This is a genomic window from Burkholderiales bacterium (assembly GCA_036262035.1).
Lineage (GTDB): Bacteria > Pseudomonadota > Gammaproteobacteria > Burkholderiales > SG8-41 > JAQGMV01.
The window spans coordinates 253,396-273,823 of the sequence record DATAJS010000003.1 but is presented as its reverse complement, the minus strand read 5'-3'; the positions used below and the strand labels follow the sequence as shown (position 1 = coordinate 273,823).

Below are 20,428 nucleotides of genomic sequence, written 5' to 3'. Positions count from 1 at the left end.
CTGGTTTTATTCCGGATCGTTCCAACGGTCGAGGTCGCGCCGGTCGCGCTTGGTCGGGCGGCCTTCGCCTTTACGCGCCAGCGCGGGCTCGAACGTGACGCGGCGCTTCGCGATCGCGTCCTCGCGCGCGAGGCGGCTCGCTTCGTCTTCCTCGTACAGCAGGCGCGCGACCGGCGCCGAGCCGCGCTGCGAAGAGAGCTTGAGGACGGTGACGTCCCAGTCGTAGAGCCCGATGTGGATCGAAAGGCGGTCGCCGGTCTTGAGCTCTTTGGCAGGCTTGGTGCGCTCGCCGTTCAGCTTGACCTTGCCGCCTTCGATCGCGGCTTGCGCCGCCGAGCGCGTCTTGAAGAAGCGCGCGGCCCACAGCCATTTGTCGATGCGGACATTGGATTCGTCCTTCGTCACGGCCTCACTTCTTCAGAACGATCGGTTTCCCCTGAGACAGCGTCATCCAGCCGCGGATCACGCGATACACGATCCAGATCGTGAGCGCGAAGGCGACCGGCACGGCGAGGACGATGCCGACGAGCGTGATCGCGAGCACGAACGCGACCACCGCCCACAGCACCGCATACCAGAAAGTGCGCAACTGCCACGAGAAATGGGAATCCAGCCACGTGCCGCGCACCTCGTCGCGCTTCACGTAGTTGATGATGACGGCGATGATCGACGGCCAGCCGAACAGGAACGCGGTGATGACGGTCGCCGCGCTCAGCACGCCCATCAGCGCGCTGAATCCGTGCAGCGCATACATGACGTGCGTGATCGTGATGAGGTTCTGCGCGGGCGCGTCGACGGAGCGATCGACGGTGATGTCGGCCATGGTGCACCTTCGAATGTGTGGAATGTGTGTACACCGGTTTGCGGCCGCAAGTGCCGTGCCCGTTGCAAGGTCTTGATCTTACTCCGCACTCCATGGCGCGGCGGCAGTGTCATTTGGTGGCACAATCGGAGTTTTTTCGACGACACCGTCCGCTAACCTACGCATGAACGACCAGACGCAACTGCTGCAGAACGAGTTTCTGAACACGCTGCGCAAGCAGCGAGTGCCGGTGTCGGTGTTCCTCGTCAACGGCATCCGGCTCGCCGGGCTCATCCAGTCCTTCGACCAGTATTCGATCAGGCTCCACGGCACGCCGCCTCAGCTCGTGCTCAAGCGCGTCGTCGCGACCGTCGTGCCGGACACCAAGGGTGCCCGCGCATCCAAGCCGGCTCCGACCGGGCCCAGGACCGCACGCCCGCGCCCGCCGCGACCCTAGTTCTGGTACCCTTCGGCGATCACGTAAGGCTTGCGAGGACATCATGGCGCAGAGGGCTGAAGCCGATCCGAGAATGGATCCGGCGTCGCTGTACCGCGAAGACATCATCACCGACCGCAAAGTCGGCACCATCCGGGTGCTGACGCCGCTGTCGGCCGACAACACCACCGACAGCACGCGCCCCGTGCTCTATATGGGCGAGGCGCAGATCATGACCGGCGCGGGCCCGCTGCCGATCAGCTTCGAGATCGAGGCGGCGACGCTCGCCGAAGCCGTCGACAAGTTCGGCGACGCCGCGAAGGAAGCGATCGAGCGCACCGTTCGCGAGCTCCAGGAGCTGCGCCGCCAGCAGGCATCGTCGATCGTCGTGCCGCAGGGCGGCATGGGCGGCCTCGGACCGGGCGGACTCGGCGGAGGCGGCAAGATCCAGATGCCGTAGCGCGCGTGCGTGCTGCGCATCGGCATCGATCTCGGCGGCACCAAGACCGAGATCATCGCGCTCGACGATCGCCATAACGAGCTCCTGCGCCGCCGCGAGGCGACGCCTGCCGGCGATTACGACGCGACGGTCGCGCTGGTCGCGAAGCTCGTGCGCGAGGCCGAGATCGAGCTTCACAAGCGAGCGAGCATCGGCATCGGCACGCCGGGCGCGCTCTCCCCGGCCACCGGGCTCATCCGCAACTCCAACTCGACCTGCCTCAACGGTAAGCCGCTCAAGCAGGACCTCGAGCGGGCGATCGGCCGCGAGATCCGCATCGCCAACGACGCGAACTGCTTCGCGCTGTCGGAAGCGGTCGACGGCGCGGCGCGCAACGCGCGGACCGCTTTCGGCGTGATCCTCGGCACCGGCGTCGGCGGCGGCATCGTCGTGCACGGCCGCGTGCTCCAGGGCGCGAACTCGATCGCCGGGGAATGGGGGCACAATCCGCTGCCGTGGCCCGAGCCGCACGAGCGGCCGGGCCCGGCGTGCTATTGCGGCAGGACGGGCTGCATAGAGACGTTTCTGTCGGGCGTCGGCCTTGCCGCCGATCACGAGCGGCAAACAGGCGAAAAACTTGCTCCCGAGGAGATCGTCGCCCGTGCTGCGGGCGGGGCGAGCGAAGCGGAAGCCTCACTCGCGCGTTACGAGGAACGGCTCGCGCGCGCGCTCGCTTCGGTGGTCAACCTGCTCGATCCCGACGTGATCGTGCTCGGCGGCGGGGTGTCCAACATCGAGCGGCTGTACGCGAGCGTGCCGCGGCTGTGGAAACGCTGGGTTTTTTCCGACGTCGTGCGCAACCGTCTGGTGCCGAACTTCCACGGCGATTCGAGCGGGGTGCGCGGCGCGGCGCTGCTCTGGGAAGAGGTCTGAATGGCGAAGGTCATATCCGCAGGAGTCATTCCGCTCAAGCGCACGGCGCACGGCTGGCGCATGCTGGTGCTGCGCGCGTACAAGAACTGGGATTTCCCGAAAGGCAAGATCGAGCCCGGCGAGGAGGCGCTCGACGCCGCCAAGCGCGAGTGCACCGAGGAGACCGGCCTCACCGAGCTCCACTTTCTCGGCGAGACGAGCTATCGCGAGACGCTGCCCTACGCGAACGGCAAGATCGCCCGCTATTACCTCGCCGAGACCGGCGACGAGACCGTGCACCTGCCGATCTCGCACGAGCTCGGCCGGCCCGAGCACCACGAGTTCCGCTGGGTCACGTTCGACGAGGCCGAAGACCTGCTGCCGCCGCGGCTGGCGATCGTGCTGGAGTGGGCTCGGGAGACGCTCGGGGAATAGCCGCATTCACCGTCATCGCGAGGAGCGATAGCGACGCGGCGATCCCGCGGCGCGCGGAGCGGACGTTCCGGGATTGCGTCGTCGCTGCCGCTCGTCGCGATGACGGGCGTCAACAAATCATCGATCTGAGCTTGTTCCCCTTCGCGACGATGTTCTGCTCGGCGTCGCGTGTGTGGTCGCCCTGCGCTTCGTAATAACCGCGGATCTTGTTTTCGGTGTCCCGCAGCACCTGGTCCCCGTTCGGCAGCACTTCGATGCTGCCCACGACGACGCCCGCGCGGTCCTTGATCGGGGTCGGCTCGTTCGTATGCATTTGTCTTCCCGGAGTTTTTGTGAGACGCGGGACCGTTGCAAAACCCGCGCCTGAGCGGTCCCGTCACGGCGTTACACTACACCCGCACTGTCCGTAACAACCACCCAAGGAGCCGCCATGATCTACGAGATGAGAACCTACGACCTGAAGCCGCGCTCGCTCGGCGAAGTCGAGAAGCGCTTCGGCGAAGCGTATGAAAAGCGCAAGAAATATTCCGAGCTCGCGGCGTTCTGGCACACCGAGATCGGGCCGCTCAACCAGATCATCCACGTCTGGGGCTACAAGGACCTCGAAGAGCGCGCGAAAGTCCGCGAGGCGGCGGTGAAAGACGGCGCGTGGCCGCCGAAGATCAGCGAGTTCATCGTGAGCCAGCAGTCGGCGATCATGATCCCCTTCTCGTTCATGAAGCCGATCCAGCCCGGAAAGATGGGTCCTTTCTTCGAGATCCGCACCTATCACTTCGCCGGCGGCGAGCTGCCGATCATCAAGAAGAACTGGGAGAACGCGATCGAGGTGCGCCTCCAGTTCGGCCCGGTCTGCGCGGTATGGCACACCGAGTTCGGCAAGGTGAACACCTTCCAGCACATCTGGCCGTACTCCAGCCTCGACCAGCGCGAAGAGATCCGCAAGAAAGCGCACGCGACCGGCCTGTGGCCCGCGGGCGTCAAGGCCGCCAAGGAAGGCGGCCGCGATTACAACCTGATCTCGCAGGAGAACAAGATCGTCGTGCCGTCGGCGTTCTCGCCGCTTCAATAAGACAGCGCACAAACCAGGGTCAGACCCCTAAAAGCCGGGGTCTGACCCTTTTTATTTGGAGGAGCGATGCACAAGGAGCTGTACGAGAAAGGCATGGAAACCCGCCGCACGGTGCTCGGCGACAAGCACATCTCGAAGCGGCAGGCGAGCCCCGACCGCTTCACGCAGCAGCAGAACGAGCTCTGTACCGCCGGGGCGTGGGGGATGATCTGGTCGCGCGAGGTGCTGCCGCTGAAGACGCGCAGCCTGGTCGTGATCGCCATGCTCACCGCGCTCAACCGCGCCGACGAGCTCAAGGGACACATCAACGGCGCGCTCAACAACGGCGCGACGCCGGACGAGATCGTGGAGGTGTTCCTGCAGGCCGCGGCCTACCTGGGGTGGCCGGCGTCGAATACCTCGACGCGGATCGCCGTCGAAGTATTCAAAGAACGTGGTTTGATCGAATCGTAGGGTGCGTGGTAACGCACCGCTAAAGGCGCGGTGCGCTCGCGCGCACCCTACGATGAAACGCGTTACTTCGCGGGGATGAGGGGCACCAGCAGGTAGGAAAGCTTGTCGCCGCCCGAATAAATCGTGTTCTCCGCCCCCGCGTTGTAATCCGCGTGGTAGTGCGTATACGGCGCGCTGCCGCTGCCGTCGCGCGGCTGGATGTCGATGCGCATCCTGTGGCCTTTCGCGAACACCATCGACGTCGGCCAGATCTCGATCTGACATTCGACCGGCTCGCCGGCCTCCAGCCACCAGCGTTCGTCGTGCGAGTGATACGGCCGGTACGGCAGCGACTTGTCTTTGTCGAGCTTGCGGTGCGACGCGCGCAGCCACCCTTTCGTCACGCACGGCACCGGCTGGCCGTGCTGGCCGACCTCGCACACGTCCTTGCCGTCGGGGCCGATGTTGCGGATCGAGACGAAGATGTCCATGTCTTCGGAGGTGCTCGATACCCAGAGGTTGAGCATCATCGGCCCGGTGACTTCGGTGTCCTCGGGCATCGGGCCGGATTCGAACGACACGCCGGTGCGGCCGGTGTTGCCGTGCGTCCTCGCGAGCGAAGAGCCCGACGCGATGCCGGCCTTGGTCGCGCCCGACGCCGAATAGGTGAGCTTCGATTCCTTCGCCGGGATCTCGCACGTGAGCTCGCCCTCGGCCGCCGTCGCGCCGTCCGAGATGTCGCGATCGATGCGCAGGTAGGTCTTGGTCCACTGCGTGCGCGCGAGCGGCCACTCGTTCTCGTAGCGGAAGGCATACGGCTTCGGGCTGCCGCCGGTCCTGATCTCGAGCTTCACCGGCGGATCTTCCATGATCCCGGTGTCGAGGCCTTTGAGCCAGTGATCGAACCATCGAAGCTGGTCCATCCTCCCCTCTTCCGAGTGAAATGGATGGAAGTGCGTGCCGGTGTGGACGCGCAGCTTCTTGTGCCTGGACGCCGCGCGCATGAAGCCTTCGGTGTTGCCGCGCAGGTGCATGGAGAAACCGCCCCAGTTGCCCACGCTGTATACCGGGCAGGTGATGCGATCCCACTGTGCGCTGCTCGCGCGCCAGAATTCGCCGTCGAGGTCGTTGCGCATGTAGTTCCACATCATGTCGTTGTGGAACGCCTCGGGATTGTGGCTGCGCGGCCGGCCGAGCAGGTGGTGGGCGGTGTGCGTGAGCCACCAGTTGCCGATGAAGCCCATCGCGAAGATGCCGCCGTGATACGCCTGGTCGCGATACTGATCGGCGCGGCCTTCCCACGGCATGATCGCCTTGAGCGAAGGCGGCTGCAGGTTCGCCGCGCGCCACTGCGAGGACGCGTGATACGAGATGCCCAGCATGCCGACGTTGCCCGAGCACCAGCCGCGCTTCGCGACCCATTCGATCGCGTCGTAGGTGTCGACCGCTTCCTGGTACGAGCTCGGCTCGGACTTGCCGATCGAGCGTCCCGAGCCGCGCGAATCGACGCGCATCGCCGCGTAGCCGCGGGGGCACCACCACTCGGGGTTGACCGTCTCCCAGTTCATGTACGGGTTCGCGGCCTCTTCGAGGTCGGCCGGCGGCACCCACAGCTTGTCCTTCTGGTAAACGCCGATATTGAGGATCACCGGGACTTTCTCGGTCGTGTCGGGCGTGAAGATGTCGGCATAGAGCACGCTGCCGTCGCGCATCGGCACCTTCACGTCCTTCTCGACGACGAGCTTCCAATCGCGCGGCCTGGAGACGTGCGCGGCTTTGTCGGGCGTGTCCATGCGGGGATCCTCTGGTCGGATGGTGGGGCGCCGTCTTCGTGATGAAATCTCGCGGCGCTCGTGCGTTTCGGGTTAATTTATCACGCGTAAACGTCAGGAGGAGGGAGAACGATGAAAGTGGGATTCATAGGTCTCGGCACCATGGGCGCGTCCATGGCGATGAACGTGCGCAAGGCAGGCTACGAGATGGTCGTCAACGACATCCGGCGCGACGCCGCTGGGCCGCATCTCGAAGCGGGCGCGAAGTGGGTGGCCACCGCGCGCGAAGTCGCGGCCGCATCGGACGTGGTGTTCACGTCGCTGCCCGGGCCGAAGGAAGCCGAAGCGGTCGGCAACGAGATGCTCGACGCGATGAAGCAGGGCTCGGCGTGGTTCGACCTTTCCACCAACTCGCCCACGGTCGTGCGTCGCATCCACGCGCAGTACGCGGCTAAAGGCATCGCGATGCTCGACGCGCCGGTGAGCGGCGGACCGCACGGCGCCGCGTCGGGGAAGCTCGCGCTCCTGATCGGCGGCGACAAGGCGGTGTTCGACAAATACAAGACAGTGCTCGATGCGATCGGCGACCAGGTGATCTACATCGGCGGAATCGGCGCGGGCTCGGTCGCCAAGCTCGTCCACAACTGCGCGGGTTACATGATCCAGACCGCGCTGGCCGAAGTGTTCACCATGGGCGTCAAAGCCGGTGTCGACCCGCTCGACCTGTGGGCGGCGGTGCGGCAGTGCTCGCTCGGACGCCAGCGCAGCTTCGACCGGCTCGGGCGCCAGTTCCTGCAGGGCTCGTTCGATCCGCCCGACTTCGCGCTCCAGCTCGCGTTCAAGGACGTGACGCTGGCGACCGAGCTCGGGCGCGAGATCGGCGTGCCGATGCGCATCGCGAATCTGACCCACGCCGAGATGAGCGAGGCGCTCAACCGCGGCTGGGCGCACCGCGATTCGCGCGTGCCGATGCTTCTTCAGGAAGAGCGCGCCGGGGTGGAGATCAAGGTGCCGGCGGATAAGATCCAGGAAGTGCTCAAGCGTGACGGTTGAAGGTCAAAAGCGATCGACCGCCAGGGACGCAAAGGACGCAAAGGAAAAGCGTGAAAGCACAAGAACTGTCATCGCGAGGAACGAAGTGACGAAGCGATCCCGTGACCCACGACGCGGACGTTCCGCGATTGCTTCGTCGCTGTCGCTCCTCGCAATGACCACAACTGCGGTCGCACAAACCTACCCCACCGGTCCCGTCAAAGTCGTCGTCCCCTTCCCCGCGGGCGGCGGCAACGACAGCATGGGACGCATCGTCGCGCAGAAGCTGACCGAGGCCTTCGGCAAGCAGTTCATCGTGGAGAACCGCGGCGGCGCGAACGGGATGGTCGGCAGCGACATCGTCGCGAAAGCGCCCAAGGACGGCTACACCCTGATGGTCAACGGCGCCAATTTCGTGACTTCGCCGAGCCTGTACGCCCGGCCGCTCTACGATCCGATCAGGAACTTCGAGCCGATCAGCCTGCTCGCGTTCGCGCCGAACGTGCTCGTGGTGCACCCGTCGGTGCCGGCGCGCACGGTGAAAGAGCTGATCGCGCTGGCCAAGGCGCGTCCGCGTGAGATCAACTTCGCGGGCTCGGGCAGCGGCAGCACGCCGCACCTCGCGGGCGAGCTCTTCAAGTCGCTCACGCACACCGAGATGCTGCACATCCCGTATCGCGGCACCGGGCCGGCGATCACCGGCTTGCTGAGCGGCGAAGTGCCGACGATGTTCATGCCTGCGCTCACCGCGGTGCCGCTCATCTCCAACGGCCGCGTGCGCGGCATCGCGGTGACGAGCCGGCAGCGGCTGCCGGCGCTGAAGAACCTGCCGACGGTCGACGAGGCGGGCCTCAAGGGCTACGAATCGAGCCAGTGGTACGGCATGCTCGCACCGGCGGGCACGCCCCCCGATATCCTGAACGCGCTCAACGCTCAGGTCATGAAGATCATGCACACGCCCGACATGCAGAAGCAAATGGCCGACAGCGGCAGCCTCGCGGTCGGCAGCACGCGCGAAGCTTTCGCCAAACACCTCGCGGACGAGTATGCGAAGTGGGCGAAGGTGATCAAGGCATCGGGGGCCACAGCGGACTAACTCCATGAACGACACAACCTCGACCATCCACCACGACGCGCCGATCGACGTCACGCCGCGCGACCAGGTCTACGGCAGCGACTACATCGCGTCGGTGATCCGCGCGCTCGACATCCCGTACGTCGCGCTCAATCCCGGCGCGAGCTATCGCGGACTGCACGACAGCCTCGTCAACTATCTCGGCAACAAGACGCCGCAGATGATCCTGTGCCTGCACGACGAGCACGCGGTGTCGATCGCCCAGGGTTACTGCAAGGCGTCGGATCGCATGATGGCGGCGGCGCTGCACTCGAACGTCGGCCTCATGCACGCGACGATGCCGATCTTCAACTCGTGGTGCGACAGGACGCCGGTGCTCGTCCTCGGCGCGACCGGGGCGTGGGATGCCGCGAAGCGCAGGCCGTGGATCGAATGGATACACACCTGCTCCGACCAGGCGCAGCTCATCCGCAACTACACCAAGTGGGACAACCAGCCGGGCTCGGTCGCCGCGTGCGCGGAGGCGCTCATCCGCGCGTCGCAGATCGCGCAGACCGCGCCGCGCGGGCCGGTGTACGTCAACTTCGACGTCTCGATCCAGGAGCAGAAGCTCGACGCGCTGCCGCCGCTGCCCGACGTCTCGCGCTATCCGGCGCCGCGACCGGCCGAGCCTTCGCGCGAGCTGATCGCGCAGGCGGCGAAGCTGCTGTCGAACGCGAAGAGACCGGTGATGCTCGCCGGCCGCTGCTCGCGCAGCATCGATGCGTGGAAGGCCCGCGTCGCGCTCGCGGAAAAGCTCGAGATCCCGGTGCTCACCAACATCAAGGTCGCGTGCTCGTTTCCGACCGATCATCGGCTGCACGCGGCGCCGCCGGGCAATCGCCTGTCGGGCGTCGCGAAGAAGCTGATCGAAGACGCCGACGTCGTCCTCTCGCTCGACTGGCTCGATCTGGGCGGCGCGCTCAAACAGGCGTTCGGCGACAAACCCGTCGGCGCGAAGGTCGTCCAGGTGTCGTGCGACCAGCACAACCATCGCGGCTGGAGCATGGATTACCACGTGCTGCCGCCGGCCGATCTCTTCCTCATGTGCGAGGCCGATGCGGCGGTGCCGCTGCTCCTCGAAGCGGTGCAGCCGCGTGCGGCGAGCGCATCCCCCCTGCCCAAGCCGAAGGCGCCGCCGCAGCCGCAGGAAGAGCTCACGCTCGCGGGCGTCGGCGCGGCGCTGACGAAAGCGACGGAAGGTGTGGACACCTGCATCAGCCGCCTGCCGCTCGGCTGGCACGGCGCGTACTCGCACTTCCGCCATCCGCTCGACTACATCGGCTTCGACGGCGGCGCGGGTGTCGGCGCGGGGCCGGGCATCACCGTCGGCGCCGCGCTCGCGCTCAAAGGCAGCGGACGCATTGCGATCGGGCTCTGCGGCGACGGCGATTTCCTGATGGGCAACACCGCGGTATGGACCGCGGTGCACTACGGCATCCCGTGCCTCATGATCGTCTGCAACAACCGCTCGTACTACAACGATGAGCGCCATCAGGAGCACGTCGCCGAGGGCCGCGGCCGTCCGCCGCAGAACGCGTGGATCGGCCAGCGCATCTCGGAGCCCGACATCGACATCGCGGGCATGGCGCGCTCGCAGGGTGCGGTCGCTTACGGGCCGATCGAGACGCTCGGCGCGATGCACGACACGATGCGCCGTGCGGTCGACGACGTGCGGTCGGGCAAGGTGTGCGTGATCGATGCGCGGGTGGCGCCGGGGTACGACGCGGATTAGGGCGTGACGAGAAACGGTGAGGTGAGGCGGTAACGTGAAACGGTGACGGGTGAAGCGGTGACGGGTGAAGCGGTGAAGGAAAAAACGGTTCCCTCCCCCTCAGGGGGAGGGTTAGGGTGGGGGTGGGTTTTAGCGTTCGGCCTATCCTTGTGCGTCAACGGCGCAGCACACGCAGTAACAAGCGCATACCCCGACAAACCCATCCGCATCATCGTCCCGCAGAGCGCCGGCGGCTCGACCGATCTCGCCGCGCGGGTCGTGACGCAGCGCCTCGGCGATGCGCTGGGACAGACGATCGTCGTCGACAACCGCCCCGGCGCGGGCAGTCTCAACGGCACCGAGACCGTCGCGAAAGCGCAGCCGGACGGCTACACGCTGCTCGCGGTGGCGGCTTCGTTCACGATCAACCCGAGCCTGCACGACCGGCTGCCTTTCGATCCCATCCGCGATTTCCTGCCGATCACGCGCTTCGCAGCGCTGCCCCACATCCTCGTCGTGCACCCGACGCTGCCGGTGAAATCGGTGAAGGAGCTCATCGCGCTCGCCAAGGCCAGGCCCGGCGAGCTCAACTACGCGTCGAGCGGCGTGGCGACCAGCACGCATCTCGCGACCGAGCTCTTCAAGCACATGACCGGGATCGACATGGTGCAGGTGCCTTTCAAGGGCGGCGCGCCGGGCATGGTGGGATTGCTGAGCGGACAGGTGCAGCTCTACTTCGCGACGATCTCGACCGCGCTGCCCCACGTGAAATCGGGAAAGATCCGCGCGCTCGCGGTGACCACCGCCAAGCGCTCGGTCGTCGCGCCGGAATACCCGACGATCGCCGAAGCGGGCGTGCCCGGTTACGAGCACGCGTCGTGGGTCGGACTGCTCGCGCCGGCGAAAACCCCCGCGCCCGTCATCGCGAAGCTCAACGGCGAATCGGTGAAGATCGTCCACACGGCGGAGGTGAAGAGCACCTTCCTGCGCGAAGGCCTCGAGCCGGTCGGCGATACGCCTGCGCAGTTCGCGGCGGTGGTGAAGCAGGAAGTGGCGAAGTGGAAGAAGGTGGTGAAGGCGGCGGGGATCAAGCCGCAGTAAGGTCAAAATGGATTCCCGACAGCCCCCGCTCGCGCGGGTTCGGGAATGACGTGGCGTCGTCGTTCCCGCACAGGCGGGAACCCATTTTCAAACCTATTCCCCGCTCCGCCCCTTCCTGTTCATCATCCGGTACCCACCCCAGATCAGCCCGCCGATCCACAGGAGCGATACCAGCGCGAACATCGCGAGCTCGATCTGCTCCCCGGCGGAGAGCGCCATGATCGCGGACCAGCTCGGATCGACAAACAGCTTCGGTATCGTGTTCACGTGCGTCAGCCCTCATCGACGACGACGGCGCCCGCGTCGGTGAGCAGCTCCTTGAGGATCGAGCGGTGGCAGTAGTGCGGGTTCTCGCAGTAGCACCCCACCGAGAAGTCGCTGTTCGCCGAAAGCGCCGCCAGTGTCGCGATGATGTGCTGGACCGCGGGTTTTTTCATCTCGGCGCGGTAGCGTTTGTCGTATTCGGCCCAGCGCTTGAGCGTGAAAGGCTCCGACAGCGCGAAATCGACCAGCGGCGCGCTCGGCGCGAGCTCGGGCAGCCACACGTCGAAATAGTCGAGCTTCGCGTAGTCCTCCTTCTTCACCCCCCGCGGCGGCCGGCGTACCGTGCCGAGCCGCACGCCCTCACCCGGCTCCCGGGCGCTGCCGAAGCGCACCACCCGGATCGCCATCGGCCGCCTACTTCTTGCGGCCGCTGACCAGGAGCACCACGCCGACGCCGATCGCGCCGATGCTGACCCAGAGGGGGATGTTGACCGTTTCCTTTTCCTTGACCGACAGCTCGAGCGGCCCGAGCTTGGCCTGCGTAGTCTCGCGCGTGAAGCTGAACTGCTGGTAGACGAGGCCGAGCGCCCCGGCGACGATCAGCAGGATGGCGACGATTTTGACGGCGTTCATGGCGGGTTCCTTTTCATGTTTTCCGGCCCCTTATGCAAATTGGATTCCCGCCTTCGCGGGAATGGCGTCTAATCCGTCGTTCCCGAACCGCGGTAGCGGGACTATCGGGAATCCATTTTCAGTCTTTTTCATCCGGCCGAAACCGCGTTTCCGGCTTCATCCCCCCGCGCTGCTGCCGCTCGCTGATCCGCCCGTTCTCCAGGTAATCGCCCGTCGCGGCGCGCTGGGCGGCGGCGTCCCATTGCGGGAGCCAGTCGCCGTCGGGCGCGCCGAACCACGGCGACTGCGGCCGCAGCTTCGGCAGCCCCAGCTCTTCCCACAGCGCCTTCGCGCGCTCCATGTACTGGCGCTTGGGCAGCGCGAGCGGCGGCAGATCTTCCTTGGCCGTGGCGTCGATGAGCAGCGTCGAATCCTCGCTGTCGGTCTCGTGCTCGCGCTCCGGACCGTGGCCGGGGCTGCGATGCCGCAGCACCTGCAGGTCTTCCGACGGGTTCATGCGGAACGCCATCGCCCAGAACAGCGCGTCGGAGTTCTCGGGATCGATGTCCTGGTCGACCGCGATGCAGATCTTGCCGCAGTCGGCCTTGAACGACGTCGCCCCGTACAGCGCGCGCCACACCTCGGTCTTGGGCGTGCCCTTCTCGAACGTGATGAGGGTGATGCGCCGCAAGGCCGTCATGCGCTCGTGCAGCGTCACGCGTTTCACGCCCTTGATGCCGAGCGTGCGGTTGAGATGCGCGAGGAACATCGGCTCGTAGGCGACGCGCTTGATCGCGCTCGACTCGGACGGCGTCACCTGCGACAGATACGACGCCACCACCGCGTCTCTGCGATGCGTGATCGCGGTGACGCGCATCGGCATGTTGAACTCCTCGAGCGCGATGTGGCCGTGCGACTCGCCGAACGGTCCTTCGGGCTCGAGCACGGTGGTGTCGATCAATCCTTCGATCACGATCTCGGCTTCGGCCGGCACCATGAGATCGACCGTCTTCGCGCGCACGACCCGGATCGGCTCGCCGGCGAGGCCGCCCGCGACGCCGATCTCGTCGAGATCGATCGGCAGCTTCTGCGGCGCGACGAACGCGACATACGGCGGCGCGCCGAGCACGATCGCGCACGGCATGGTCTTGTCGCCGCGCTGCTGGTGCTTGACGTAATGCCGGTAACCGCCCGCGCCGCCGACGCGCGTCGCCATGCGCACGACCAGGCGATCGGGCGCCTTCAGGCCCGCGCGATACGTGCCGTGGTTGTGGATGCCGGTCTCGGGATCCTTGGTGACCACGTTCGTCGCGGTGAGCGTCGGCGCGCTGTCGAAGCCGGGCGTCGACACCGGAATCGGCAGCGCATCGAGCCCGTTGCCCTCGCCTCGCAGCGCATCGCCGGTGATGACGACCTCCTGGCACGCCGCGCTCTCGACCACGCGCGGCGGTATCGGGTTCGCCAGCGCGCGCTCCCAGCGCGGCTGGACTTCGTCGGGCGCAGCACTCATGCCGAGGCAGTAGATCGCACGGTTGCCCGCGAGCGCGCCGACGACGACCGGAAACTCGTAACGCCGGCCTTTCGCGTCGACGACGTTGGTGAAGAGGAACGCCCTGCGCTCGTGCTCTTCGATCCCGCCGACGTACTGCCAGCGGACGAGCGGATGGATCTCGGCGTCCTTGTCGACGGGCCGGTCGATCGCCAGCAGCAGGCCTTGCTTGCGCAGCGTATCGAGGTGCTCGTGGAGATCGGCGTAACCGCGCGCGGCCACCGGCTCGGGTTTGTTCATCCGTCGTCCCGCAAGAGGTGAATTGCGGCTATCGTATGCCACCGGCTCGCCGAAGAACAACGCCCATGAAGATCCGCTCCGCAGCCGTGCTCCTCGTGCTGTTCGCCTGCGCAGCGGCCGGCGGCCGCGCGCAGGAGCGGCCGCTCAACAGCGCGCTCAACGAAAGCGTCGTGATGATCCGGCACGGCTTCGGCGTCGAGCTGGAGACGACGATCTTCAAGCCCGACGGCGCGGGACCGTTTCCGCTCGCCGTCATCAATCACGGCAAGAGCCTGGGCAATCCGCGCTTCCAGGCTCGCTCGCGCTTCATCGTCGCCGCGCGCGAGCTCGTTCGCCGCGGTTATGTCGTGGCGATCCCGATGCGCGCCGGGTTCTCCAATTCCTCCGGCCTCTACATCGAAGGCGGCTGCAACATCGCGGGCAACGCCAGGCACCAGGCGACCTACGTGCGCACGGCGCTCGATTACATGACGAAGCAGCCCTACGTCGACCGCACGCGCATCGTCGTGATGGGCCAGTCGCACGGCGGCCTCACCTCGATGGCGTTCGCGACCGAGCCTTACGAAGGGGTGCGCGGCGTCTTCAACTTCGCGGGCGGCCTGAGGCTCACCGGCAGCAACTGCTTCGACTGGCAGGACAACCTCGTGCGCGCCTTCCGCGAGCTCGGTTCGAGCGCGCGCTTTCCGACGATCTGGTTCTACGGCGACAACGACAGCTATTTCGAGATCGACTTGGTGAAGCGCATGCACGCGGCTTACACCGCCGCCGGGGGCAAAGCACAGCTCGTCGCGTACGGTCCGTTCAAGACCGATGCGCACAGCCTCTTCGGGGATCGCGACGGGCTGCCGCTCTGGCTGCCCGAAGCCGAGCGCTTTCTGCAGGCCGTGGGCATGCCGACGGCGGTGCTGCCGCGCACCGCGCCCGAAGACCCGGCGCTTGCCGCGCTCTCCGACGTGTCCAGAATCCCCCACGTCAACGAGAGCTGCGTGAAGGGCTACGCCCTCTTCCTCGACTACGACTACCCGCGCGCCTACGCAATCTCGCCGGACGGGCGCTGCGGCTATGCATACGGCGGCGAGGACCCGAAGAAACGCGCGGTCAACAATTGCCAGCGCCGCTCGAGAGAGCCTTGCAGGCTCTACGCCGTCGACGACAGCATCGTGTGGCAGTAGCGCACCTCGTCGTCCCCGCGAAGGCGGGGACCCATGTTAAACGCCGTTAGAAGTAACAATGGATTCCCGCCTTCGCGGGAATGACGTATCGGACGTCACGAATCGAGAGGGACGTTCCACGCGTCGTAGCCGTACAGCCACGAGGTATCCTGCGCCTGCTCGCCTTTCTGCAGCCACGTGTTGGCGCTGGAGATGGCCTGGATGCGCGAGGTGCGCGGCTTGCGGTGCGCTTCGTAGCGCTTCAGCGCCGCCTCGATATTCGAATCGTCCGCGGCTTCGAGACATCGCGCGAGCACCGCCGCGTCCTCGATCGAGGTCGCCGCGCCCTGCGCCATGTACGGCGTCATCGGGTGGCACGCGTCGCCGAGCAGCACCACGCGGCCCTTGCTCCACGTCGGGAGCGGATCGCGCTCGAGGATCGCCCACTTGTGGCAGTCGGGACACGCGTCGAGCACGGCACGCACGTCCGCGTGAAAATCCCTGTACGCCTCGCGCAGCTCGCGCACGTCGCCCTTGGCCGACCACGATTCGCGCGTCATCCATTCGACCGGCTCGGGAACGCTGGTCACGAAGTAGATCTCGCTGCGGTCCTTTTTGGTGTAGTAGATGACGATGTGCCGGTCCGTGCCCCACCACTTGGTGCGCGACGGACCGATGTCGCGGCCTTTCATCAGCGACGACGGAAACACCGCGCGGTAGGCGACGCGCCCCCGGTTGTACGGCTTCTCGGGGCCGACGATGAGGTCGCGCACGATGGAGTGCACGCCGTCGGCGCCGATCACCACGTCGGCGGTGGCGTCGCTGCCGTCGGCGAACGAGAGCCGAACGCGCTTGCCTTCCTGCGCGAGCCCGGTCAGCTTCCTGTCGAGGTGCACGATCTCCGGCGGCACTACCGAGGCGAGCGCGTCATGGAGGTCCGCCCGGTGCATGCACAGATACGGCGCGCCGAACAGGCTTTCGGGCATCGGAAGCTCGCCCTTGACCTCTCCGGTATACGCGTCGCGATTAAGGTGCGAGTACGGCGCGAAAGCCACATCGCGCAGCCGCTCTTCGACGCCGATCCCGCGCAGGACCTTCATCGAGTTCGGCATCATCTGGATGCCCGCGCCGATGCGCGCGAAGCGGCCGGCCTGCTCGTAGACGGCGACGTTGGTGAAGCCCGCGCGGCGCAGCGTGCCGGCGACGGCCATGCCGCCCATGCCCGCGCCGACGATGGCGATCGAAAGCTCTTTGTTCATTCTCCTCCAGCCCTTCACGTGCGCGCGAAGGCCGCTGCGGCGATGCAGCGTGCTCGCGCGAAAGGGGCTGATGCTAGAGGATAAGCGAGATGCGCCGCAACCGGGCGCGGAAGGAGCCGGCGCGCGATGCGCCGGGTGCTACGCCCGGTAACGCTGAGTCGGAACGACGCGCAGGCGCGACGGCGTGCGATCGGAAGCGCGGGCGTGAGCGGCCGGCTCGCGCATCCTGTCGTCGGCGTAGCCGCTGCGGCGGGCATCGTCGACGCATTCCTCGCGCGTCGCGAACGCCGCGCCCGAATACGACAGCACGGTACCGAAGACGTCGATGCGAGCCCACTTCCACAGGCTCGCCACGTCCTGGTAGAAGAACCAACGATCCATCGCCGCTGCGTCGTGTCGCGCCATTTTTCCCCGCCTCCGGGAGAACAACGGCGCGTATCCCGCAAGGCGCGTGCCGACGTGCAGCCTTGCAGTGCAGCGCCGCGTCGGCGTTCGGTAACGCGGTGCAACCGTTGAAAATTTCACGGTCGCAACCATGCGCGCGGAGGTACGCTCGCGGTGTCCGCTCGGCAAGTTTTGGAGTACGATTTGCCGTGCAAGAGCGGCCGTTTGTAGTTCTTACAGAAAGCCCGCGCGCCGGTCCGAAAGAAGCTGTCGGGAATTTCCTGAACCGGCGATGACGATTAGCCGGCAAACTTCACGCGGTGCCGTATTTGGCATGCCTCATGCGTTGAACGCCGGGTATTAAAAGTTACCAACGAGGTCGACCATGGGAGAGTGGGAGTTCTACCGTATTCCCGGTACGGGAGTGGACGAGCCGCCCTTCTTGTGGGCCTGGCAGCGCCGCGACACCGACGGCACGGTCGTCACGCCTCCCGAGACGTTTCGTTTCCTGCTCGATTGCATAGCGCACGCACGCCTGCACGGCTATCGCGGCGGCCCGGTCCTCACGCGGCGCGAGCGGCCGCCAGCGGGCGCTCGGGCGGCGCGCCGGTAACGCCCGCTGGCGGGCGCTACGCTTCCGCGCCGGTAAACGCCTCGGAGGGGAACCAAGGTTTCCCTCCGAGACCTCCCTTTCTTTCAAGGCCGGTCATGTGGAGGCGTTGAACGGCGAGGCCTTGCCGGCCCAGCTCGCCCCAAGCGCGAGGAGCGCCGGCACGCGTTGCAACACACTCGCGGCTGCGCCCGCGGCCGCAGGGCGCATCGCAACCTGAGCGAACGCGGCGGACGCCGCGATGCGCACTCCGAAGTTCCTCCGATACGCCGCTTCGTAGCTGCGAGCCACCGCCTCCCAATCCTCGCATGCAGGCGTCGCGGCGATGAGCCGCTCGCCGAGCAGCGCCGCCGACTGGATCGCCATGCTGATGCCTTCGGCGACGATGGGATGCGCGTCCGCCATCGCATTGCCGACGGCGAACACGCCGTCGCCGCAGCTTGCGTGATAACCCGGCCGCAGCGGGCCCGCGGCGAGCCACGCGCCTTCGCGTGCGGCTCCGCCCAGCACTTCGCGCATGCCCAGGCACGCGCCGAAGACGTGTGCGAGCACGGCGGCGCCCGCCGTCGTTGCCGCCACTTCGCCGCGGCACGCCTTGATCGCTGCACGCGTGATGCAGCATGAAAAGCTCGTCTCGTTCGAATCCGCCGTGACGAGGCCGCCGTAACCGCCGGGAAAAGCGACGAGCGGCATGACGCGGCGCCGCAGCGTACCGCCGCTGAAGCGCGCCTTGAACGCGAAGAGATCGCCGGCAGCGGGCTTGCGCTCGCGCGGCGCCGGCTCGATGCGACCGGTGTCCCACGAGCCGTGCGCCGCGACGACGACGCGCGCTTCGAGGTCCTTGCGCTCGTACGGGACCTTGCGCTCGATCGAGCAGACGTAGCGCCCCCCGGCTTGGACGTAGCGTTTCACGCGCCACGGCTGCCACACCTCGGCGCCCGCGCGGCGCGCCGCGTCGAGGAGGCGGCTGTCGAGTCGATCGCGCGCGAGCGCGCGCCCGTATCGAAAAGGGCCCTCGCCGGCCGGCATCGACGTCGAGACGATGCGCTCGCCGGCGAATATCGCGACTTCGCTGATCTCCGGACCCGCATCGTGCATGACGTCGTTCAGCCCCGCGTGCCGGAGCAGCGCGAGCGCGGGCGCCGATATGAACTCGCCGCAGACCTTGCGCCGCGGAAACTCCGCCTTCTCCACGATCGCGACGCGCCAGCCGGCGCGAGCGAGCGCGAGCGCGCACATCGCGCCTGCGGGTCCTGCGCCGATCACGACCGCGTCGTATCGCATCTGCGCGCCATGAAGAGATGGCTGAACAATCCGGCTTTGCGTTCTTCGCACGACCATTCTGCGCCTTGCGGCCACAGCCGCGTGAGCTCGTCGCCGTGAAAACCGGCGCGCACCGAGGCGTGCGCGTCGTGGCGCGTGACGTCGTTGCAGCCGATGAGGCCGAGCAGGCGGCTGCCGGCGAGCGGCACGCGCGCGCGCCGGGGCTCGCAGGCAACGAACAGATCGGTGCGCTTTGCCGCCAGCGCGAACAACTCGCGCAGCCGCGGCGCCTCGAAATGATGGAGGAAAAGGTTGGCGACGACGCAGTCCACGCGCGAGCCGCCGGCGCGGAGCCAATCGAAGACGTCGGCGGCCTCGATCGCCGTCGAGAAGCCGAGCCGCGCGTATCGAGCGCTCGTCTCTTCGCTGACGACCGGCTGGCGATCGACGAACACGAGTCGCCCTCTATTCGCCGGCGGCAACACCTGCAGCAGCAGGGTGCCGTCTCCCGCGCCGAGCTCGGCGACGAGCGGATCGCCGGGCACATGCGGCGTCAGCGCGCGCCGCAGGGTCCCGCCGTGCCCCATGATGCGATTCATCAGCCGCAGGTCGCGGCGGCTGCGCACCGCGCGCGGGTCGTCGGCGGGAAGCTCGTCCAACCACTCCGGGTCGACGCGACGTAGTAAAGGATTCACGCGCTCTTTGTTCTTCGTAGGGTGCGCGCGAGCGCACCGCGCCTTTGCCGGTGCGTTACCACGCACCCTACGGATGGTTACGCGTTGCTCACGTGAAGCAGCGCACCGTGACAACTGAAGCCTGCGCCGAACGACGACATCCACCACCACCCCGGCGCGGCGCCGCCGCGCAGCGCCGCCTCGAGCACGAAGTACACGCACGCGCTGCTGACGTTGCCGTAGTCGCGCAGCACCTGCGCGCTCCAGCGGATGTCCTGCGCATCGAGCCCGATCTCGCGCTGCAACGCTTCCAACACCGTGCGGCCGCCCGAATGCCAGATCCACGTCGCGATGTCGCTCTGTGTGAGATGCGCGCGGCCGAGCACGCCGCCCAGCATCCGCGCGGCAGCCTCGCCGGCGCGCTCGGGCACTTCGCGCGTGAGGATGTTGCGCAGCATGCCGCCGCGCTGCTCGAAGCGCAGCAGGTCGCGCTGCAAAGGATCGGTCGACGAAGACATCGTCTTCCACTGCACCGAGCGCCGCGAGCTCGCGGGCTCGCGTCCCAGCACCGCGGCGCCCGCGCCGTCGCTGAAGAGACAGGCGCTCACCAGCACGCCGGGATCGTCGTCGACGTAGACGGCGGCGCTGCAGACTTCGACGCAGACGGAGAGCACGCGATCGCAGCGGCGAGCGGCGAGCAGCGCTTGCGCCGTCGACAGATTGGGCAGCGCGGCGCCGCAGCCCTGCCCGACGAGGTCGAGGGCGACAGTGTCGTGCGCGAGGCCGAGGCTTTCGATGACGTAACTGGTGAGACCGGGACAGAGATAGCCCGTGCAGGTGCTGACGATCACGCCGTCGATGTCACGCGCCGCGCAGCCGGCGTCGGCCAAGGCACGCTGCGCCGCTTCGTGCGCAAGTCCGGGGGCATGCTCGACGAAACGCGCATGCAGCACGTCGGGACGCGCGTCTAAGGCATCGGACAACGGATCGAGCGCGAGCGCCCGGGTCGCGATGCCGTTATCGGTGGTGAGCACGCCGCGCAGCAGCGCGCGGCTGCGGCTGTCGAGCTTGCGGAACTGCGGCGAGCCTTCGAGCGCCGCGTAGCACTGCGCCTGCGTGTAGCGCGTGAGAGGTGTCGCGGTGCCTAGCCCCAGGAAAAACATG

General features: G+C 67.1%; 25 protein-coding genes. 12 read left to right on the top strand and 13 right to left on the bottom strand.

Annotated features, from left to right (window positions below):
• Positions 1-6: 6 nt before the first annotated feature.
• Together VHP37_02570 and VHP37_02565 are read right to left on the bottom strand one after the other, a co-directional pair.
• Complete coding sequence (locus VHP37_02570) at positions 7-405, bottom strand: RNA-binding S4 domain-containing protein (GenBank protein ID HEX2825208.1); 399 nt, start codon at positions 403-405, stop codon at positions 7-9.
• Between the two features lie 4 nt (positions 406-409).
• Entirely contained in the window at positions 410-823 is a 414-nt protein-coding gene (locus tag VHP37_02565; protein ID HEX2825207.1) for a hypothetical protein, read from the bottom strand.
• Between the two features lie 163 nt (positions 824-986).
• Between VHP37_02565 and hfq the strand changes: the two genes are divergently transcribed.
• The 4 genes from hfq to VHP37_02545 are packed head-to-tail and all read left to right on the top strand — an operon-like array spanning position 987 to position 3,024.
• Positions 987-1,259: an RNA chaperone Hfq gene (hfq, locus tag VHP37_02560; GenBank protein HEX2825206.1), complete on the top strand. Its 273-nt coding sequence runs from the start codon at positions 987-989 to the stop codon at positions 1,257-1,259.
• Between the two features lie 43 nt (positions 1,260-1,302).
• Entirely contained in the window at positions 1,303-1,698 is a 396-nt protein-coding gene (locus VHP37_02555; GenBank protein HEX2825205.1) for a hypothetical protein, read from the top strand.
• Between the two features lie 9 nt (positions 1,699-1,707).
• Entirely contained in the window at positions 1,708-2,610 is a 903-nt protein-coding gene (locus tag VHP37_02550; GenBank protein HEX2825204.1) for an ROK family protein, read from the top strand.
• Positions 2,611-3,024, top strand: a complete 414-nt coding sequence (locus VHP37_02545; protein ID HEX2825203.1) for an NUDIX domain-containing protein — start codon at positions 2,611-2,613, stop codon at positions 3,022-3,024.
• A gap of 109 nt (positions 3,025-3,133) precedes the next feature.
• Here VHP37_02545 and VHP37_02540 read toward each other — a convergent pair whose 3' ends face one another.
• On the bottom strand, positions 3,134-3,337 hold the full coding sequence (locus VHP37_02540; protein HEX2825202.1) for a hypothetical protein: 204 nt from the start codon (positions 3,335-3,337) through the stop codon (positions 3,134-3,136).
• Between the two features lie 117 nt (positions 3,338-3,454).
• Between VHP37_02540 and VHP37_02535 the strand changes: the two genes are divergently transcribed.
• Together VHP37_02535 and VHP37_02530 are read left to right on the top strand one after the other, a co-directional pair.
• A complete protein-coding gene (locus tag VHP37_02535; protein HEX2825201.1) occupies positions 3,455-4,093 on the top strand; it encodes an NIPSNAP family protein in 639 nt (212 codons plus the stop codon).
• Positions 4,094-4,159: 66 nt separating this feature from the next.
• The gene (locus VHP37_02530; protein HEX2825200.1) at positions 4,160-4,546 is read left to right on the top strand and encodes a carboxymuconolactone decarboxylase family protein; all 387 of its coding nucleotides are present in this window, start codon (positions 4,160-4,162) and stop codon (positions 4,544-4,546) included.
• Between the two features lie 62 nt (positions 4,547-4,608).
• Here the strand turns inward: VHP37_02530 and VHP37_02525 are convergent, their stop codons facing one another.
• Positions 4,609-6,318 carry a CocE/NonD family hydrolase gene (locus tag VHP37_02525; protein ID HEX2825199.1) on the bottom strand — a complete coding sequence of 570 codons (1,710 nt, stop codon included), beginning with the start codon at positions 6,316-6,318 and terminating at the stop codon, positions 4,609-4,611.
• 111 nt (positions 6,319-6,429) lie between these two features.
• Between VHP37_02525 and VHP37_02520 the strand changes: the two genes are divergently transcribed.
• The 4 genes from VHP37_02520 to VHP37_02505 all read left to right on the top strand — a co-directional run bounded on the left by VHP37_02520 (position 6,430) and on the right by VHP37_02505 (position 11,258).
• Entirely contained in the window at positions 6,430-7,350 is a 921-nt protein-coding gene (locus VHP37_02520) for an NAD(P)-dependent oxidoreductase (GenBank protein ID HEX2825198.1), read from the top strand.
• A 154-nt stretch (positions 7,351-7,504) separates the two neighbouring features.
• On the top strand, positions 7,505-8,425 hold the full coding sequence (locus VHP37_02515; protein ID HEX2825197.1) for a tripartite tricarboxylate transporter substrate binding protein: 921 nt from the start codon (positions 7,505-7,507) through the stop codon (positions 8,423-8,425).
• A gap of 4 nt (positions 8,426-8,429) precedes the next feature.
• Entirely contained in the window at positions 8,430-10,178 is a 1,749-nt protein-coding gene (locus VHP37_02510) for a thiamine pyrophosphate-dependent enzyme (GenBank protein HEX2825196.1), read from the top strand.
• Between the two features lie 147 nt (positions 10,179-10,325).
• The gene (locus tag VHP37_02505) at positions 10,326-11,258 is read left to right on the top strand and encodes a tripartite tricarboxylate transporter substrate binding protein (protein HEX2825195.1); all 933 of its coding nucleotides are present in this window, start codon (positions 10,326-10,328) and stop codon (positions 11,256-11,258) included.
• 93 nt (positions 11,259-11,351) lie between these two features.
• On the opposite strand, the gene VHP37_02500 is transcribed toward VHP37_02505, so the two are convergent.
• From VHP37_02500 to VHP37_02485, 4 genes are all read right to left on the bottom strand, one after another.
• Positions 11,352-11,525, bottom strand: a complete 174-nt coding sequence (locus VHP37_02500) for a hypothetical protein (GenBank protein ID HEX2825194.1) — start codon at positions 11,523-11,525, stop codon at positions 11,352-11,354.
• A 5-nt stretch (positions 11,526-11,530) separates the two neighbouring features.
• A complete protein-coding gene (locus tag VHP37_02495) occupies positions 11,531-11,929 on the bottom strand; it encodes a DUF488 family protein (GenBank protein HEX2825193.1) in 399 nt (132 codons plus the stop codon).
• Between the two features lie 7 nt (positions 11,930-11,936).
• Positions 11,937-12,155 carry a hypothetical protein gene (locus tag VHP37_02490; protein HEX2825192.1) on the bottom strand — a complete coding sequence of 73 codons (219 nt, stop codon included), beginning with the start codon at positions 12,153-12,155 and terminating at the stop codon, positions 11,937-11,939.
• Positions 12,156-12,273: 118 nt separating this feature from the next.
• Entirely contained in the window at positions 12,274-13,923 is a 1,650-nt protein-coding gene (locus VHP37_02485; protein ID HEX2825191.1) for a UbiD family decarboxylase, read from the bottom strand.
• A gap of 65 nt (positions 13,924-13,988) precedes the next feature.
• Here VHP37_02485 and VHP37_02480 point away from each other — a divergent pair, with 65 nt between their 5' ends.
• Complete coding sequence (locus VHP37_02480) at positions 13,989-15,095, top strand: CocE/NonD family hydrolase (protein HEX2825190.1); 1,107 nt, start codon at positions 13,989-13,991, stop codon at positions 15,093-15,095.
• Positions 15,096-15,190: 95 nt separating this feature from the next.
• Here the strand turns inward: VHP37_02480 and VHP37_02475 are convergent, their stop codons facing one another.
• Together VHP37_02475 and VHP37_02470 are read right to left on the bottom strand one after the other, a co-directional pair.
• Positions 15,191-16,333, bottom strand: coding sequence for an FAD-dependent monooxygenase (locus tag VHP37_02475; GenBank protein ID HEX2825189.1), 1,143 nt, complete (start codon positions 16,331-16,333; stop codon positions 15,191-15,193).
• A gap of 138 nt (positions 16,334-16,471) precedes the next feature.
• Positions 16,472-16,738 (bottom strand): hypothetical protein, encoded by a 267-nt coding sequence (locus VHP37_02470; protein ID HEX2825188.1) that lies wholly within the window; start codon positions 16,736-16,738, stop codon positions 16,472-16,474.
• 421 nt (positions 16,739-17,159) lie between these two features.
• Here VHP37_02470 and VHP37_02465 point away from each other — a divergent pair, with 421 nt between their 5' ends.
• The gene (locus tag VHP37_02465; protein ID HEX2825187.1) at positions 17,160-17,330 is read left to right on the top strand and encodes a hypothetical protein; all 171 of its coding nucleotides are present in this window, start codon (positions 17,160-17,162) and stop codon (positions 17,328-17,330) included.
• Between the two features lie 93 nt (positions 17,331-17,423).
• On the opposite strand, the gene VHP37_02460 is transcribed toward VHP37_02465, so the two are convergent.
• From VHP37_02460 to VHP37_02450, 3 genes are all read right to left on the bottom strand, one after another.
• A complete protein-coding gene (locus tag VHP37_02460; GenBank protein ID HEX2825186.1) occupies positions 17,424-18,611 on the bottom strand; it encodes an NAD(P)/FAD-dependent oxidoreductase in 1,188 nt (395 codons plus the stop codon).
• Positions 18,590-19,249: a methyltransferase domain-containing protein gene (locus tag VHP37_02455; GenBank protein HEX2825185.1), complete on the bottom strand. Its 660-nt coding sequence runs from the start codon at positions 19,247-19,249 to the stop codon at positions 18,590-18,592. Before VHP37_02455 ends, VHP37_02460 begins: the two co-directional genes overlap by 22 nt.
• Before the next feature lie 113 nt (positions 19,250-19,362).
• On the bottom strand, positions 19,363-20,427 hold the full coding sequence (locus tag VHP37_02450; protein HEX2825184.1) for a 3-oxoacyl-[acyl-carrier-protein] synthase III C-terminal domain-containing protein: 1,065 nt from the start codon (positions 20,425-20,427) through the stop codon (positions 19,363-19,365).
• Position 20,428: the final 1 nt, after the last annotated feature.

Bases quoted from the DNA above. Each gene is read 5' to 3' on its own strand.
- VHP37_02460 (HEX2825186.1), bottom strand. From the start codon at position 18,611: ATGCGATACGACGCGGTCGTGATCGGCGCAGGACCCGCAGGCGCGATG.
- VHP37_02470 (HEX2825188.1), bottom strand. From the start codon at position 16,738: ATGGCGCGACACGACGCAGCGGCGATGGATCGTTGGTTCTTCTACCAG.
- VHP37_02480 (HEX2825190.1), top strand. From the start codon at position 13,989: ATGAAGATCCGCTCCGCAGCCGTGCTCCTCGTGCTGTTCGCCTGCGCA.
- VHP37_02555 (HEX2825205.1), top strand. From the start codon at position 1,303: ATGGCGCAGAGGGCTGAAGCCGATCCGAGAATGGATCCGGCGTCGCTG.
- VHP37_02545 (HEX2825203.1), top strand. From the start codon at position 2,611: ATGGCGAAGGTCATATCCGCAGGAGTCATTCCGCTCAAGCGCACGGCG.
- VHP37_02530 (HEX2825200.1), top strand. From the start codon at position 4,160: ATGCACAAGGAGCTGTACGAGAAAGGCATGGAAACCCGCCGCACGGTG.
- VHP37_02565 (HEX2825207.1), bottom strand. From the start codon at position 823: ATGGCCGACATCACCGTCGATCGCTCCGTCGACGCGCCCGCGCAGAAC.
- hfq (HEX2825206.1), top strand. From the start codon at position 987: ATGAACGACCAGACGCAACTGCTGCAGAACGAGTTTCTGAACACGCTG.
- VHP37_02535 (HEX2825201.1), top strand. From the start codon at position 3,455: ATGATCTACGAGATGAGAACCTACGACCTGAAGCCGCGCTCGCTCGGC.
- VHP37_02515 (HEX2825197.1), top strand. From the start codon at position 7,505: ATGACCACAACTGCGGTCGCACAAACCTACCCCACCGGTCCCGTCAAA.
- VHP37_02495 (HEX2825193.1), bottom strand. From the start codon at position 11,929: ATGGCGATCCGGGTGGTGCGCTTCGGCAGCGCCCGGGAGCCGGGTGAG.
- VHP37_02450 (HEX2825184.1), bottom strand. From the start codon at position 20,427: ATGTTTTTCCTGGGGCTAGGCACCGCGACACCTCTCACGCGCTACACG.
- VHP37_02540 (HEX2825202.1), bottom strand. From the start codon at position 3,337: ATGCATACGAACGAGCCGACCCCGATCAAGGACCGCGCGGGCGTCGTC.
- VHP37_02490 (HEX2825192.1), bottom strand. From the start codon at position 12,155: ATGAACGCCGTCAAAATCGTCGCCATCCTGCTGATCGTCGCCGGGGCG.
- VHP37_02520 (HEX2825198.1), top strand. From the start codon at position 6,430: ATGAAAGTGGGATTCATAGGTCTCGGCACCATGGGCGCGTCCATGGCG.
- VHP37_02485 (HEX2825191.1), bottom strand. From the start codon at position 13,923: ATGAACAAACCCGAGCCGGTGGCCGCGCGCGGTTACGCCGATCTCCAC.
- VHP37_02475 (HEX2825189.1), bottom strand. From the start codon at position 16,333: ATGAACAAAGAGCTTTCGATCGCCATCGTCGGCGCGGGCATGGGCGGC.
- VHP37_02525 (HEX2825199.1), bottom strand. From the start codon at position 6,318: ATGGACACGCCCGACAAAGCCGCGCACGTCTCCAGGCCGCGCGATTGG.
- VHP37_02510 (HEX2825196.1), top strand. From the start codon at position 8,430: ATGAACGACACAACCTCGACCATCCACCACGACGCGCCGATCGACGTC.